Here is a 16,291-nt window from a genome sequence, read left to right as displayed (position 1 = left end):
TCCTTACCAGTCAGAACCCAGAGGGTTCTAATCAGGAAGAAGTTCGGGAGTATACCAGTCTACCGCTCTAATTTCCAGACCATGTTTTCTGTTCGACTTAGAAAAAATACAGGAGGTTTTAATATAAACTTTCAAAAAATTTATTGACTCTCACATTATGGTATACTCTAAACTAAAAATGAGCTCAAAAAATACACACGTGTGTGAGGATTATATTATGTTGAAAATCGGAGATTTCTCAAAACTGTCAAGAATCAGTATTCGCATGCTGCGTCATTACGACGAAATCGGACTGCTTGTGCCTGAGAGGATTGATGAGTTTACCGGTTACCGGTATTACAGCGAAGAGCAACTGCTTGTGGCAAATAGAATAAATTCTCTCAAGGATATGGGGTTCAGCTTGTCTGTTATTTCTGAGATTCTGAAAACTTACAATGATTCACAGGCTTTGAAGGAATACCTTTTGTTAAAACAGGCGGAACTGAAAGAACTGGCGGAGAAAACCAGCAGGCAATTGCAGATTCTTGAGACAACCATAAATCGGATAGGGAAGGAGGATAATGTAATGAAGTATAGCGTTGTTTTAAAGGAAATGCCGCAGCGATATGTGGCAAGTCTCAGAAAAACAATACCCTCCTATGACAAGGAGGGCATGCTTTGGGAGCAGATGATGAAGGAAATAGCTTCTCAAAAGGTGCAGTATGCCAACCCCTGCAATTCCATTGCCATCTTTCATGATAAGGAATTCAAAGAACACGACCCGGACGTGGAAATACAGATTTCAGTGCAGGGAAGCTATCAAAACACGGAGAATGTGGAGTTCAAAAACGTTCCATCCGAGCTTGTTGCTTCTGCAACTTTCAAAGGAAGCTACGATCAGCTTATAGAAGTGAATCAGGCAGTGGCAAATTGGATTAGGGACAATAACTATGACTTTAACGGAGCAATGTTCATTATCTACCATGTTAGTCCGGCACAAACGCAAAACCCGGATGAGCTTGTAACGGAGGTTTGCTTCCCGGTAAAAAAAATAAATAGTAAAAAATCGTAGCATAAAGTTATAAAATATACCGTCTGCTTGAAAAGCAGGCGGTATATTTTCATGTCATCTTTAGGAACAGGAGTAGAAGGGCAGTAGGTGTATGAGAAAGACTGGACATGAAGGTCTTAGACATTGAAACTGAGAGGAAAGGCTGCTTTGCCAGAAAGCCGCAACTGTTGACCGAATGCTTTGAGCGAACGGCAGAAATGAGGAGGATTTTTTCGTTTGCACAAAATTAATATAATAGAACAGGCAATTGAAAGCATGGCGGCAGGTTGGTATAATATGGATATGCTTTGTAGATGCACCGAAAGAATGGCATCCATCATTAACGGATTTAGAGGATAAATAGATAGATTCAACTTTGTAATTCATGTTATTAATATTACCTTTTAAAAAGAGAACCTGTAAAATGAGATATATTTTTTATCCTCTCCATTCAAGGTTGCATCGATTTTTCTCATGGCTTTTTCAAAATGAGCAGTATTTTTATTCCGGGAGAACTGAAAAATCTATTATTTATTCAATAGAAAATAGGAGGGAGAAGGCTTGGGAAATTACATATACAGTGAAATGATGAGCGGTCAGGAACAGATAATAACAGATGCCGGGAGAGAGGTATTTGATGAGTTTACTGCATCTGACTATTCAGATAAAGGAGTCGAGTTTTTTAAGAATTTCATACAGTCGGATGAGATTAATGAGTCCACAGATTCAGCCGGAATGTTTGCTATCTGCTGCTGGGACGGGAAGACTCCGGTTGGAGTTATTGCTGTTAGGGACTACAATCAAATATGTCTTTTATCTGTTAACAAGGATTATCAGCAGCAAGGGATAGAGAGAGAGCTTCTTGACAGGGCAATTGATAAATGCAGGAAAATCAGACCTGATCTGACAGAGATAACTGTGAATTCATCGCCCTATGCCGAAAACATCTATAAAAGGCTTGGATTTGAACCGGTTGGAGATAAGACAACCCGGGACGGCATTACCTATATACCAATGAAAATGCCTTTTGTTTCGGACGTGGCAATACAAGAAATGCAGATAGAAGATTACGATGAAGTTTATAAACTATGGAGCAATACTCCAGGAATGGGATTGAGTGATGCCGACAAAAAAGAGAATATTCAGAAGTTTTTGCTAAGGAACAAAGGATTGAGCTATGTTTGCAGACACGGGGATAGAATAATCGGGACAGTTCTTTGTGGTCATGACGGACGCAGAGGCCATATCTATCATGTGACTGTTGTTGAAGAGTATCGGGGAAAAGGCATTGGTCGAAGACTTGTCGAAACGAGCCTTGAAAAGCTTAAATCGGAAGGAATTAACAAATGCCACCTTGTTGTTTTCGCCGACAATGCTGTTGGCAATGCTTTCTGGGCATCAACAGGATGGGACAAAAGGAAGGATATTTTTATATACTCAAAATCTATTTAAAAGGATATTTATCACGCAATAAATAAACTAAAACAGCCTTTCGCGACATTCGGTGGGATTGTATCAGCTTATGAGAATAGAAATTGTACCTGGATGGAATAACATTATACCCAATTAAAGAAACAACTTCGGAAGCAACTGCCGTTTTTAGTGGACTTTCTGAAAAAATCAAGCAGGCAAAGAGTTAAATTAAATAGATCTCCGAGCTGCATAAACATATATCGAATTTCAAACGGATATAGAAGGTTTATGTCCAATACCGCAGTGCTGGTTACAGCAAAAAATCCTTGCGAAACATGTGGGAGTATCAGTCAGTCAAAAAAGTATTTAACGTTTTGACAATAAAAATCTTCTTTTCTTCAACACTTAGAGGCAGTACTATGCTGTCTACCATGCGGAGAAAAAGCATCTCTACCAGGGTTACTGTCAAGCCAGAGAATTTATGAAAAATCTGTGGACGGTAATAAAGTACAAGCTTTCTTTAGCGTAGTTTACCCACTGTTTTGGAATATGAAAATCTACGTCGGTAGATTCCAATCTTTATACAACTCAAAAATATAGAAGCTTTCCCGAAAAAACACGTAGCAGCTCTGCAGGCGCTTAACAAACGGAAGAGGAAGCAACCATCTGACGATGTTTGGAGCAGAGCACCAACCAGTAGAGTAAGGCCATTTTTGCTTAATAAAAAATGAGCGATACGTGGGAATGACGTGCCATTCACCCTGCTTGCCAATAATATCGGGAAATTCTGTAATTGGTAAAGAAAGAGAAAAGACCGCAAAGCTTCAGAGCCTAAACCTAATCGGTCGCTATAATTATCATTTGCATGAGTATCGGAGATTTGTCAAAAGTACCATAAGTTACTACTGCATTAAGCTTTAATTAATGAGCATGCAAAACTTATGGAAATATGTGGATTTTTTAAAAAAACAATGTGATTTTAACAGGTTTTTGTAATGTTAAATATGAAAGCAATAAATTTGTATAATTTATTAAGAAAAAGACCAGCTAATTAAAGTCAAGAGCTTTTTTTGAAAAATAAAAGAATTTTTCAAAAAACACATGAGCTAAAAAAGGCATGACAACAAGACCACCCAGGTGAAGTAGACATAAAATAGCTGGTCCAAAATAGTAAGTTGCTCTTTGAAAACTAAACATCAAGTAACAGTACTATTAAGCTGCTGTATGCTTTGCTGCAAGATTCTTCGCATGTTCCTGAGGGCTACGTAGCTGATAAGGCTTTCTATCCCTAAGAACAGCAAAAATATAATTAACAAGCTTACGCATAACAGCTCCTAAGGCCACTTTTTTAGGCTTGTTCTGGCATTTGTTTTTGTAATATTCCATCAGTACAGGGTTGCAAGCTGTTTTGTCACGCTTAGTGCGGATATTAGCAAGAGCAATTGTGAAAAGTACCCTGCGAAGCAGCCTTGACCCCCTTTTTGACATCTTGTTTTGTGTGCCGGTAAACTCTCCGGACTGCATTACAGAGGGGTCAATGCCGAAATAAGCAACTAGCTTGCCTGGCTTTGAAAAAGCTGAAAAGTCGCCAATTTCAGCCAGAATGGTAACAGCAGAGATAAGTCCTATACCTGGAATGCTTTGTAGAAGCTCGAGAGTCAGTGCCAGCATGGGTATGTCCTTTGCCATATCTTCAGCAATCAATGAACGAATGGCTTTGAGGACTTTCTCAAGGTTTTCCTCCAAGGTTTTAATCATAGAGATATACACCCCAAGCATGGCAATATTTGAAGAGTTATTAATGCTCAAAGGTGCAAATTCTCTGGCCTTGGAGACCAAAAGCTCATACTTTGCAGTTGACCACTTAAGGCTTCTGCGGGAATTCTTTTGTATCAGTGCAATCAACTTGTTTCTGTTGGCTTTAAGAATATGCACAGGCGTAGGATATTTTTCTAATACTGCGAGAGCAGCCTTTGAAAAGATGTTAGGGAATACATCCTTGAAGTTTAGCATGAGTTGGTCAACAATACCTGTAAGCCTGTTTTTGTAGGCAGTAAGTTCGTCAGAGAGCTTGTAGTACTGTCGGCAAAGGCTTCGCAGACATTCAATATCTTCATCTGGGATATTAGTAGTTTTAAGCTCCTGAAATCTGTATAGCAGGGCAATTTTCCGGGCATCAACTTTATCATTTTTCACTTTCCTGATTCCAATATTTTTGATAGAATCAGTTTGGATGGGGTTTATGATGGAAACCTCAAATCCAGCTTTACAAAGTGAATGGAAAAGGATTTTGTGATAGTGCCCGGTGGATTCCATGACGACGAAAGGCCTAGAATCAAAGTCCTTTTCCGTTTTTTTCAGTAATTTAACGGCTCTTTCAACGTCAGAACTGGAATCATGGCGGATCTTCATGCGGGCAATTACTTCATTGGATGGAGAAAGAATTGCCATCTCACTAAAGAATTTACCTACATCGATTCCTGCCATAGGTCTGAAATTCATAAAAAATGCCTCCTTTACAAGATGAATGGACTTAAAAGTCTCCATTCCTTCCCATGTAAGCAAACAACCTTGCATGTGACACGAGGAACCAGCTTTAAGCTGGCCTCAACCAGCCAAATCATGTAGACTTACCGGAATGGATAAATACTCTTTTTTACGGGTAATCGGCCCGCTAAGGTCCGTCCCAGGAGGTGAAACACACACCTTCCAAGTCCGGAAAATATTATACATGATTGTCAAAGTTCAGGCCAACAGATGCTGGCATAATGGCTAAGATGTGAAGCCGGATGATGTGCTTGATGTTTGGAAAAGTATGAAGCTTAAAATGTTATGTTAACTATAAAAATTGATGGGTCAAACAGTGGCTTTGGTCACTGATTTAATACAATATTAATTGTACAAGGAGGTGCGTGAAATATGCTGTTAATCAAGAACTCAAACTAACAATGTACATAATATTTTTAGGCAAAGATTAGGTGCCGTCTATCAAACATGATCAACTCAGAAAGGAGTGTGCAACACAATGAAAAAATACTAAAGATATCATTTATTATTAACTAGAAAAAATGTACGATTTTACATATGAAAGACATATGTTAGTGAAGATAAAGACCCGTGACAATATATGAGGTCTACCAGACAATGTGAGTAAGTGATTCTGATGGAAAGGTCAAAAGATGGAATCTATCAAATTCTTTTCGAGCTTTTAATTGTATCTAATTAAGTTGAGATAATTACATTGATATGCTCAATTAATCAAGCTTGTAGTGAAAGCATAAACTTACTACGTATTTTATGAAAGGAGATCCGCAATGAAGAAATTTAGTTTCAAATTATTTTGCTTGTTTTTAATGTATGTGCTTATGCTTCCTTGTACTGGACTTACCGCATCAGCAACCGAAGCCGACGCCGAAGGAATACTTTCTTCTATTATAACCTTTAATAAGGAATCAGAATTTATTGATTTTATCCCAGCTTCGTTAACACATAGAGTTGCTTCTGTAACAGACATTACAATTAATTTTGTCGGTATGTCATCGTTTATAGATTTTAGTAAAGCTGGCTTTGACGTTGATGAAACGCTAGTTAAATATGAATCAAGCAATGTTGACGTTGCAGTTGGTTATGAAGGACGTATCCTTGCAACAGGGGTAGGTACTGCAACGATTACCATCTCTTATGAAGATAAAGTACAAATAATAAATGTAACTGTTTTAGATGAGATACCTGAATCCCTTATTCGTTCGCTCGAAACTAGTACACTAGATTCACTAAAGTCTACAAGTTCAGAATCTTCTCAGCGTCTTGCAATTGCTCAGAAAGCGATGGATATGGTATACTTGCGTTGGAAGCCAACCAAAAATGTAAGAGGGTGGAAGAATGATAAAACATTTTATGCAGGTACTACATATACCGGAATACCATATTCGCAAACATGGTATCAAGTTGATGATAATGAATTCATGTCTGCAATGGATAAAGATGATTTTTATAGTAACTATACGTCTGGTGGTAAAATCATGCCGAAATACGGAAATGATTGCTCTGCATTTGTAGCTATTACATGGGGATTACCCTATCAAGGTGATAACAGATACAACACGTGGAAATTTGAAGAAGATTTCGAACCTCTTGATAGCTATGCAGATCTTCAAAAGGGGGACGCTGTAGTAACCAATACTTCGGGGAATCATATGTTCTTGATAACCATAAACTTTGAGACACCTCCGAGTGGTTCTGATTATAACACTTCATATGTTGTTTGTTATGAACAAACTCCCTACCAGGCTCAGTTAACATTTTGGACATATGATCAGCTAAGTAAAAATAATTATATACCAATATCAAAATTCTAACTAAGTATAGCTTTGCTCAATATATCTATTCAGGTTGGATACAAAGGTGGTTGTATCCAACCTGAAATACAATGCTAAATTTATAAAAAGATTAGCAATTAAAACTTAAGCTTGAAATTTAAAGCTACTTTTATTACACTGTGCAGCATCAAAACAGGTAAATAAGTAAAACAAGCATGACTAAAAGAGTATTACGATTGGTGTCCAGAAAATGGTTATGGTTAGTGGATTAGGTGGAAGGGATTTAATATATGTCGAAATTTTCTAAGGCGTATATGAGCTGCACTAGCCTCTTCGTTGTGAGAGAGAGCGATGTTATATTGCTTGCTCTCGGAACGCTTTTTGAAAAATAAGTAGCAATGTTTGGGCCTTAATTGCAAACATGGTATACTTAGAAAATTACGTAACTTTGATACCGAAACTTTGTTCTAAATAAGAGTAGAGGAATGTCATTACCTGGGCTGGTATGTAGAGGATGAGAGCCTTGCTTAGGTATAATCTTGTATAGTTAACAGAGTAAAATCAGGATTTCAATGAGAATTATTGGTTCCTTGTGGTAGCTGATGTCTGGTTAATAAGAGTTGGAAGGTTAATATTGTCCATAATAGATTTGATTTTCGACGTGGCATACCATGTCTTTATAGGACCAGAGATATACACCAGACAGTAGATGAAATTATTCGGATATTGACCTTTCATAATAGGAGGGAATATATAGAACATGAAGAAAGTATTTTGCTATTTTTGCTTGATAGTTGCATTGTTACTATCAGGATGTTCTCTAAATATAAAAGACAAACAGAGACAAGAATTGGAATCTCAAATAGCAGATTTGACTGAAAAACTACAAACAGCAGAGGACAAAATTGAAAAACTAGAAAAACTAATTGAGAAAACACCTGAAACTAATATTAGAGATGCGGCACCTGAAGTACATATGATTCCTGAGAAAATATGTGGATATAAAATGATGACATTGGATAATGTGGATGTCAAAGGAATACCAAATAAAGATGCGAAAACAAATCGTAGGATTTCCTATCAGCTTGTTGATGTATTAGTTACAGTTCACGCTGAACCATACAACATCGGAGAGGCTACAGAAAGTGATCTGTGGGCACTAATACACTTTCACCAATTTGATTCTACCAGTGATACAATAGGTTGGGTACCCTGGAGTTCTCTGGTAACCTATACGAATGAAAATAAAGAACTTTTGACTTATCCGGTTACCCTTGCAGAAGACTGCGTTGATTTAGATACGGGTGAAACTGTAAGTTGGGATGAAGTTGCTGTTAGATATACAGACGATTATGCAATAGTATCTTGGTATGGTGGAAAAACACATAAAGTAGATAAAAAATATATCATATATCCTGATCCAGATCAAATTAATGCTGACATTGCCCCGTAATGTATCTTTTATTTAAACCATTGGTCAAGCATCATACGGAATCTTCCGGATCACTGCTTCTAGTACTGTCCATGTTCTTTAGAGTAGGTTAGATGTTTATTAGAAAATCCAAGGTTGAGATAGCATATTGGACATTAGCAATACAGCAATCAAGGAAAAGATAAATCAGTTTTTTTCGTGTACTATATAATTACCGTACGGTAAATCTCCATGAAAGGAGAAACATATGGAGCAAGCAATAATCAAAGCATATGAATTTATTGATGAGCATCTAAGGGATGAGTTTTCTCTTGATGAATTAGCGCGTTTTGTCGGATATTCATCATATCACTTTGCCCGCAAGTTCAAAGAAGTTACAGGCAAAACTGTAATGGAGTATGTCAGGGAAAAGCGTATTTTTGCAGCAGCTGATGAGATAAAAGCCGGGGCAAATATTTGTGATACTGCTATGAAATACGGCTTTGATACTCATGCGGGTTTTACGAAGGCTTTTTCAAGCATTTATGGTTGCACTCCTGTCCAATGTGCGCAGCATGCGCAAAAGTCGTTTGTGAAAGGAAAGATCGATATGGAAAAATCAAAAATTGTAATCAGACCTGTTTGTAAAGATGATGTCCAGGATCTATGGGAAAATGTATACAGTGCAATGACTCCTCGACAGATAACGGAGGAAAAAATACTTCCTGCAATAGAAAGGCTGAGCAGGAGAGAAGGCATAGAACTCGTCGCACAAGTGGATGGCAGGGTAGTTATGTCATTGCCGATGGTAAAACCGTTCTGGATTCCACTAGGCGTGCTGTTTGACAATAATTATGTTCTGACAAACGGGGTAGAAGATGAGATTATGGAAAAGTTGCTCGAAGAAATGAAAAACCAATGTAGGATGCTTAATGTTTCAACCCTCATTTCCCCGCAAGTCGAAGGGAGCGAAAGTGCAAAAGCTTTTATGCATTTCGGTTTTACTGAAGCCTGGAAATCAGGAGGGTGGGTATATCTGGCAATGTCTATATAGATGGTCATCACATCGGTTGATTATTTTTATTATGGTGGTGTATAAACTTATGTACTATTTTGAAGGAAGTCAGAATGATAAGGGATGCTATTCCGATATGCTGATATCTGACTTTTTAGATCCAATATTTCAGGATGCGTTTAAGCAATACTTTTCTGAGTTAGGTATTAAAGTAAAAGACTGGGACGGCCTTTTCAAGGAAATGAATGATGATGGTGATAATTTGGCTTTTGTCAGGTTGGATGAAAATAAAGAGGTCATCGGATTCATTCAATTCAAGCCAATAGTGTTTACAAGCTGGTTTTTTGAAGAAACCTATGGCTTTATTCGTGAGTTCTGGGTAGCAGAAAAACACAGAAATAAAAGGCATGGCTCCGAATTGCTGGAAATTACCGAACAGTACTTATGCGATCAAGGAATATACAGCTCTATTTTGACAACGGATACTGCAGAGCACTTCTATTTGAAACATGGTTATGTCAAAGCTCCCGGATGCAAGGCAAGAAATAAAGATGATGTGTATGTTAAAAGATTAAAATGAAAACGATGCATTTCATTAAACCGAACTCAGCTATCCGTTCAATGAAATTATACACATTGTAAGTCAAGACAATTCTGACCCATAAAGAGGCAATGCCTCCCAACAATAATAATTGGGAGTGTATTGCTTCTTTGCTTACAACTGTAGAAATGACAAAGCTAAAAAAGAATGAAGATATTTTTGCAATACTGAAATCCGTTTGGATGTTTTCTGATTTTTTTACAGAATTGGATCTTATGATGCTCCCAATCCCTGCCGCATAAGGCGTATTTTCATAATTGTAGAAAAACTCATTCAATCAATAGAAGGTATTTCAAAATAATATCAGAAATATTATTGATTTCTCTCGTAACATATGATAGTATTAACATATGTTACGAGAGAAAATCTATGGAGGGAATTAATATGTCATTAAACCATGTGATTCTGGGGCTTTTAAACCGAGAACCATTGACCGGATATGAAATAAAAAAAATTATACAGAGTACACCTTTTATGCATTGGTCCGGAAATAACAACCAGATATATAAAGCAGTTGCTGAATTATTGGACAAAGGTTTAGTTACCAAAGAGGTACAACATCAAGAAGGCGCACCGTCAAAAAATATCTACACCATCACCGATGATGGCATAAAAGAGCTAAAAAGCTGGCTGCTTTCCGATACCGATGAGCCAGTATTCCAAAAGCAGATTTTGATTAAGCTCGCTTTTGCCAACCTATTAAAGCGTAGTGATTTGGAAAGCATGCTGGCTTCATATGCTGATGCAATTAAGATGCAAGCAGTTCTGTCTGAAAAAGAGCTCGATAAATGCTATTTTGCTGAACAAGAGGCTTCCGGAAAAAATGTGTTCTTAGATTTGATACGAGAAAATATCATGAACTTTTATTCCAGTGAACTTAAATGGGTTCAAAAGGTGAAAGAGTACATCGCAACACTGCCGGATGAGAGAAATATACCGACAGAAGCTGCCATGAAAAAAGAAAACAATGAGGTGGGATTAACAATGAACTATCAAGTAATGGAAACCAGTGGTAAGAAATATCTTTATCTTACAAGCAAAGAACCTTTGATTCAAAGTGAGCAAGAGGCACATGACATTATTACTCTTTGCTTTGAACACGACACCTACGCAGTGCTTATGGAAGGTGACAACTTTTCAGATGATTTTGTGAAGTTGAGGACGGGTCTTGCCGGTGCAGTATTACAGAAGTTTGGCAACTATATTAAAGTGGCTGTAATTATTAAAGGAGAGCAGAATTATCCTGAGCGGTTTAAGGAAATGGTTTCAGAGCTTAATACCAGAAACAATACATTCCGCATATTTACCAATTCGGAAGATGCCTTAAGCTGGCTATTAGCATGAGGGGGTATTTTAAAATGACAAATTCATTTGCTTTTAAAACAATGGAAGGCCGGAATGCCGTATACAAAATATATGACACTTTTCTTGGCAGCATGCGGATTCCCAATGAGCAAATCTACGTTGACACGCGCTTTGGAAAGGCTTTTGTTATAGCGGCAGGCAAAAAAGATGCCCCTGCTTTGGTACTGCTTCACGGAAGCGGTTTTAACTCAGTCATGTGGATTGAGGATATGGAAAAGTACTCCCAATATTACAGAGTATATGCTGTTGATCTGCAAGGTGAGCCTGGCAAAAGCGATGGTAAACAACTGCCTTTTGAAGGCTCTGATTTTGACAATTGGCTTCTCGATGTATTTATGGGACTTTCCATCCAAAAAGCCAGTATAGTTGGAATTTCCTTAGGGGCTTGGCTTGCGCTGAAGTTTTCAATTGCCAACCCCCAAAGGGTTAATAAGCTTGTTCTGTTATGCCCGGCTGGCATTAGCGCTCTAAAAGCTTCATTTGCGTATGTATCTCTATTCTACTTGCTGTCGGGCGAAAAGGGTATTGAGAGGCTGTATCGTAAAGTGAATGGAGGAAAACCCATACCCCAGGTCATAATGGATTATCAAAAACTGATTGGTAAACACTTCAATTTCAGACGAGAGAAAATACCGCTTTTTACAGATGCCGAGCTGTCGCGAGTGACCATGCCGTCCCTTTTATTCGTAGGGCGAAAAGACATAATGTTTCACTCTATGAAGATTGCGCAACGCTATAAGAAGCTCGTGCCTAATGCAAAAGTTACAGTTTTGCAGGACAAAGGCCATACGCTTGTAGGCCTGAAAGATGAAATATTAGAATTTTTGCTGCATGAAGGCAGCACTGCCAAATTATAAATAGGGTTTCTGCTGTGGAATGATTAATTCAAACAAGAAAGACGGTGAAGAAAAGCAAATGGCTTGTCTAGAGTATCCTTGAAAAAGGTGTTTAGTTGCTATTGAGTGGCCGTTTGCTTTTTGCTACCTGTGATTTTCATCTGTTGAATACGAAAATCCATATTTTCACTATTCAGCTTAACTGAAAATATCTTTTCAAATCCTTTATCCGTATTAGATTTGAGATAACTTATATCTCCTGATACCAGAATATGTCCACACATTCACAATGTAAAAGCATAGTTCGTCTACCAATTTTCATGATGTTCATTATATCATACATATCTGACAATGGTGTGTCATATCAAAAAGCAGTCAGTATGTATAAGTTTTCCTGTACTACTGTTAATTAGGCATAAGACATTAATAAAGATATCCTCGTATAATTAATTGCTAACGGCTGAGTTTATTGTTCGGTTTTAGCTTGACATTAATTCCGGAGGTATCGCATGGTTAAAAAAACATGGAGTTATATAAAAGTCTCACTAACCCTATCGCCCTTATGGTTCATTCTCAATATCATTATTCTAATTATCTTCAGATTGGCACAGCTAGGAACGGACTTCGGGTTGAAATATGCTACCGAAGCCATATTGGATGCTCAGAAAACAGGCAATAGAAATATCAATATAGTGGTGCCCTTTGTTTTGTTTTTTCTGATGATGACTATCGGAGGTAATACAGATAATTTTATTAATCTTATGTTTACTTTATACACAAATAAAGCAAAAAGGCTGTTTTCAAAGTATTTTATGCTCCGAGCCTATGAAGAAAAGCAGGATAGCTTTTATGACAATGAGTTCTATGATAACTACGAATTCGTAAAGAAAAACATTGACAATACTACGCAAGTAAACAATGTTATTTTTAACAGGCTATTTTCTTCTTTAATCAGTTTAATAATATCGATGGTTACGATTACATATTTCAGTCCTTATATATTGCTGCTCATTATAATCATTTCAGCTGTTGTAGTCATTGTAAATAATATCATAGCAAAAAAGCGCGTTGAAGTTGACCAAAAATACATAAATGATGAAAGACGAGCAATTTATTATAGTTCTCTGTTGTCCGAAAAAAACCATGCTAAGGAGCTAAGAATTTTTAAGCTTAAAGATAAGTTTCTGAATAAATGGCATGAAAGCTTTAAAACTTATTCGGACTCAAAGTATAAATTTGAAAAGCAGGCATTGCTGTTATCCAATATCCCAAGTATTGTTGAAAAAATAACCTCAACCGTTCTCATTTTGTATTTTTTATATTTGGTAGTAAAAGGTGTTTTAGCGGTCGGGGATTTCGTATTTTTATATAGGATGATGTGGCGGCTAACATGGAGCATTATGGGAATCGTGGAAATACTATCTGCTGATGTGATGCAGAGCTTTTTATATATAGATAAGTATGATAAGTTCGTGGATGGTTTTGACCCCCGTAAAGCAAGAAATATAAAGAATAGAAATAACTTTTTAGCTTCTTCGGATAATTTGAAATACGGCCTGTTCGATAATATTACGTTCGAAAATGTTACATATTCGTACCCCTCACAGAAAGGTAATGCAGTTGAGAATATCAACCTTAAAATTAAAAGGGGTGAGATTGTCAGCATATTGGGATATAACGGGAGCGGCAAAAGCACGTTATTAAAACTGATGTGCGGCTTATTGGAGGATTACAGTGGTAAGATTAAGCTAAACGGGAAAGACATATCAGACCTTAGCCGTGAGGATTTATACAGATATTTTGGAATCGGCTTTCAGGATTTCACCAAGTACAGTATATCCTTGAAGGATAATGTAGGTATAGGTATGATCGAAAAGATTGGTGATGAGGAAGAAATAAATAAAGCCATAAAGAAGGGCAATTTGGAATATATAATCGATGGCCTGCCAAAGGGTGTGGATACAATACTCGGCAAGGAATACGATCCAAACGGCCAGGATTTGAGCGGGGGACAGTGGCAAAGGGTAATACTGTCAAGGGCGTACATGGGTGAACCGGAAGTATTGATACTGGATGAGCCCACTGCCTCTATTGATCCCATAGAAGAAATGAGGTTACTGGAGCATTTTGATGACATTATAAAAGGCAAGACTGCAATATTAATTTCCCACCGTATTGGCTTTGCCCGCCTTAGCAGCAGGATCTGCGTTATGGATAACGGACATATAGTCGAAGATGGCACCCATGAAGAATTGCTGGCCTTAAAAGGCAAGTATTATGAAATCTTTATGTCACAGCAGCAGTTATATGCGAGGGAGGAGACGGCACATGAGAGAGAAAAAATCTATGCTTGAAGCATTAAAGCGTTCCAATATGATTGCACTCAAATCGAATAAAAAAGCATACATACTATTGATGATTGTGAACATTGCTATGTGTGCAAGCACTTTTGTTGATTTAGCTTTTGCGGAATATATAACGAATTCTGCGTATAATCTATTTACCGGAAAGACGGATTATAATGCAGTAATTTTCGGTATTTTGGCATTTACATTCGCTACTTTGATTTTTAATAGTCTTGGGTTAATAAAGCAAATGTTAAACAACAGGCTTATGCTTGATATCACATATCATTTTGAAGGTACATTGAATGATAAGCTTGGCAGCATCAAATGGGAGTATTATGAGAATAATGAAACCTTTATTAAAATTCATGAAGTCAGGAATCATTCTTTAAAGACCATAAAAAACATGGTTAATTCCATAATTTTCTACATCACTGTTGTACCAATGGCAGCAATATATGCCTATTACTTGTCTCAAATCAATATCTTCGCAGTAATCATCTATTTTATACTGGTCATTATTTTCAATCTGGTAATTGCAGGCAAGATGTTCAGCCAGCTTGGCCGCTTATGGGAGGAAATCCAAAGTTACAGCCATAGACAGAAATATTTTTTCAATTTCTCAGGAGATAAAATAACCCATCAGGAATATAAATTCAATAGGCTGTTCAATTATGCTGGTGATTTGTGGGAAAAGTGCTATGACAGTGAACATAAAATCAAGCTGAAAATATTCGGAAAACATGAAATAACCCTTCAGACCGCGAGATTAATATTCAATTTACCCTATATGACCATGATGATTTTTATAGGTTTTGAAATTGTGGCAGGAATCCACGAAATCGGTTTTCTGATCATGGCAAATGCTTTATTCAACAATATCATCAACACATGTCTTAACATACAGAATAATATCACAAACAACAGAATTGAAAGTGTATTCATTAAAGCTTATGAAGAAGTTATGAGCTATGAAAATGATACTATCACAAGTGTACTCCCATACAGAGGGAACGTTCATCTTAATAAAGTAACATATACCTATCCTCAGGCTAGAGTCAAAGCATTGGATCAGTTGGATTTATGCATTAAAGAAGGTGAAAAAATAGCTATAGTAGGACATAATGGCAGTGGAAAGACAACATGCACAAATTTACTGATGGCGCTTACGGATAGATATGAGGGGAATATAACAGATGGCACGAAACCGGTAAATTTGCAAAATTCAATATCCTGTATATTACAAGACTTTGCCCAATATCAGATGACCATCAGGGAAAACATAGAGGCAGGTTATGTGGGACATGAGTTTTCCGATGAAGAAATTATGTCCATACTTGAAAAGGTAGGGCTGAAGGACGTCGTTCTAAAATTGGAAAACGGCATAGATACCCAGTTAGGGCAGCTTAGCAAGGGCATAGAATTGTCAAAAGGTCAGTGGCAGCGGCTGGCTATTGCCAGGCTCTTAGCCAATCCTAATGCAACAATATGGATATTGGATGAACCTACGGCATATCTCGATCCTATATCTGAAATTGAAATATATGATATGATATATAAAATTTCAGGGGACAAAACTGTTTTGTTCATATCACACCGCTTGGGATTTGCCAAACGAGCTGACCGGATTATTGTGTTTGATAAGGGAAAGGTAGCAGAGCAGGGAACCCATGATGAGCTTATGCAAAAAAATGGTATATATGCTGAAATGTATAAGATCCAAGAAAGCTGGTATGCAATGCCTTCAAATCCCATCGGATGCTGTTCCGCTATTGCCGGATCATAGCTGTATGTAACTGCAATCAATTAATGCCAGTAAGCAGACACAATGCTTTCATTAGGTAAAAACTTGAAAATATTAGTATAATAGTATGAAATAATACAAAATACAACAAAAATGGAGGAGTATATGAAGAAGATTGTTTTTTATTAGTGTTTGTGTTTTTGTTCAACTTC

13 protein-coding genes are annotated in these 16,291 nt (G+C 37.2%); 11 read left to right on the top strand and 2 right to left on the bottom strand.

The window, feature by feature from the left end:
• The first annotated feature begins 217 nt into the window (after window positions 1-217).
• From CDO33_RS12185 to CDO33_RS20870, 3 genes are all read left to right on the top strand, one after another.
• Window positions 218-1,051: a MerR family transcriptional regulator gene (locus tag CDO33_RS12185; protein WP_103082466.1), complete on the top strand. Its 834-nt coding sequence runs from the start codon at window positions 218-220 to the stop codon at window positions 1,049-1,051.
• Window positions 1,052-1,267: 216 nt separating this feature from the next.
• Window positions 1,268-1,390 (top strand): hypothetical protein, encoded by a 123-nt coding sequence (locus tag CDO33_RS21475; protein ID WP_274540099.1) that lies wholly within the window; start codon window positions 1,268-1,270, stop codon window positions 1,388-1,390.
• 201 nt (window positions 1,391-1,591) lie between these two features.
• A complete protein-coding gene (locus CDO33_RS20870) occupies window positions 1,592-2,482 on the top strand; it encodes a GNAT family N-acetyltransferase (RefSeq protein ID WP_161496571.1) in 891 nt (296 codons plus the stop codon).
• Between the two features lie 1,008 nt (window positions 2,483-3,490).
• On the opposite strand, the gene CDO33_RS20865 is transcribed toward CDO33_RS20870, so the two are convergent.
• Window positions 3,491-3,640 (bottom strand): hypothetical protein, encoded by a 150-nt coding sequence (locus CDO33_RS20865; protein ID WP_161496677.1) that lies wholly within the window; start codon window positions 3,638-3,640, stop codon window positions 3,491-3,493.
• 15 nt (window positions 3,641-3,655) lie between these two features.
• Window positions 3,656-4,945, bottom strand: coding sequence for an IS110 family RNA-guided transposase (locus tag CDO33_RS12175; protein WP_027621409.1), 1,290 nt, complete (start codon window positions 4,943-4,945; stop codon window positions 3,656-3,658).
• Window positions 4,946-5,757: 812 nt separating this feature from the next.
• Here CDO33_RS12175 and CDO33_RS12170 point away from each other — a divergent pair.
• The 8 genes from CDO33_RS12170 to CDO33_RS12135 all read left to right on the top strand — a co-directional run bounded on the left by CDO33_RS12170 (window position 5,758) and on the right by CDO33_RS12135 (window position 16,121).
• Window positions 5,758-6,801 (top strand): hypothetical protein, encoded by a 1,044-nt coding sequence (locus tag CDO33_RS12170; protein ID WP_103082752.1) that lies wholly within the window; start codon window positions 5,758-5,760, stop codon window positions 6,799-6,801.
• A gap of 721 nt (window positions 6,802-7,522) precedes the next feature.
• Window positions 7,523-8,215, top strand: coding sequence for a hypothetical protein (locus CDO33_RS12165; protein WP_103082753.1), 693 nt, complete (start codon window positions 7,523-7,525; stop codon window positions 8,213-8,215).
• A 226-nt stretch (window positions 8,216-8,441) separates the two neighbouring features.
• A complete protein-coding gene (locus CDO33_RS12160) occupies window positions 8,442-9,227 on the top strand; it encodes a helix-turn-helix domain-containing protein (RefSeq protein ID WP_103082754.1) in 786 nt (261 codons plus the stop codon).
• Window positions 9,228-9,276: 49 nt separating this feature from the next.
• Window positions 9,277-9,768: a GNAT family N-acetyltransferase gene (locus tag CDO33_RS12155; protein ID WP_161496594.1), complete on the top strand. Its 492-nt coding sequence runs from the start codon at window positions 9,277-9,279 to the stop codon at window positions 9,766-9,768.
• Between the two features lie 405 nt (window positions 9,769-10,173).
• Window positions 10,174-11,133: a PadR family transcriptional regulator gene (locus tag CDO33_RS21270; protein ID WP_242973313.1), complete on the top strand. Its 960-nt coding sequence runs from the start codon at window positions 10,174-10,176 to the stop codon at window positions 11,131-11,133.
• Window positions 11,134-11,147: 14 nt separating this feature from the next.
• Window positions 11,148-12,011 (top strand): alpha/beta fold hydrolase, encoded by an 864-nt coding sequence (locus CDO33_RS12145; protein ID WP_103082757.1) that lies wholly within the window; start codon window positions 11,148-11,150, stop codon window positions 12,009-12,011.
• A gap of 488 nt (window positions 12,012-12,499) precedes the next feature.
• Entirely contained in the window at window positions 12,500-14,344 is a 1,845-nt protein-coding gene (locus tag CDO33_RS12140) for an ABC transporter ATP-binding protein (protein WP_103082758.1), read from the top strand.
• The gene (locus CDO33_RS12135) at window positions 14,319-16,121 is read left to right on the top strand and encodes an ABC transporter ATP-binding protein (protein WP_161496595.1); all 1,803 of its coding nucleotides are present in this window, start codon (window positions 14,319-14,321) and stop codon (window positions 16,119-16,121) included. The genes CDO33_RS12140 and CDO33_RS12135 overlap by 26 nt, the downstream gene beginning before the upstream one ends.
• Window positions 16,122-16,291: the final 170 nt, after the last annotated feature.

The organism is Clostridium thermosuccinogenes (genome assembly GCF_002896855.1).
GTDB lineage: Bacteria > Bacillota > Clostridia > Acetivibrionales > DSM-5807 > Pseudoclostridium > Pseudoclostridium thermosuccinogenes.
This window is presented reverse-complemented; position numbering and strand designations above follow the sequence as displayed.

Excerpts from the sequence above, each read along its gene's own strand:
- CDO33_RS12145 (WP_103082757.1), top strand. The coding sequence starts at position 11,148 with ATGACAAATTCATTTGCTTTTAAAACAATGGAAGGCCGGAATGCCGTA.
- CDO33_RS12160 (WP_103082754.1), top strand. The coding sequence starts at position 8,442 with ATGGAGCAAGCAATAATCAAAGCATATGAATTTATTGATGAGCATCTA.
- CDO33_RS21270 (WP_242973313.1), top strand. The coding sequence starts at position 10,174 with ATGTCATTAAACCATGTGATTCTGGGGCTTTTAAACCGAGAACCATTG.
- CDO33_RS12165 (WP_103082753.1), top strand. The coding sequence starts at position 7,523 with ATGAAGAAAGTATTTTGCTATTTTTGCTTGATAGTTGCATTGTTACTA.
- CDO33_RS20865 (WP_161496677.1), bottom strand. The coding sequence starts at position 3,640 with ATGTTTAGTTTTCAAAGAGCAACTTACTATTTTGGACCAGCTATTTTA.
- CDO33_RS12140 (WP_103082758.1), top strand. The coding sequence starts at position 12,500 with ATGGTTAAAAAAACATGGAGTTATATAAAAGTCTCACTAACCCTATCG.
- CDO33_RS12175 (WP_027621409.1), bottom strand. The coding sequence starts at position 4,945 with ATGAATTTCAGACCTATGGCAGGAATCGATGTAGGTAAATTCTTTAGT.
- CDO33_RS12185 (WP_103082466.1), top strand. The coding sequence starts at position 218 with ATGTTGAAAATCGGAGATTTCTCAAAACTGTCAAGAATCAGTATTCGC.
- CDO33_RS12155 (WP_161496594.1), top strand. The coding sequence starts at position 9,277 with ATGTACTATTTTGAAGGAAGTCAGAATGATAAGGGATGCTATTCCGAT.
- CDO33_RS12170 (WP_103082752.1), top strand. The coding sequence starts at position 5,758 with ATGAAGAAATTTAGTTTCAAATTATTTTGCTTGTTTTTAATGTATGTG.
- CDO33_RS12135 (WP_161496595.1), top strand. The coding sequence starts at position 14,319 with ATGAGAGAGAAAAAATCTATGCTTGAAGCATTAAAGCGTTCCAATATG.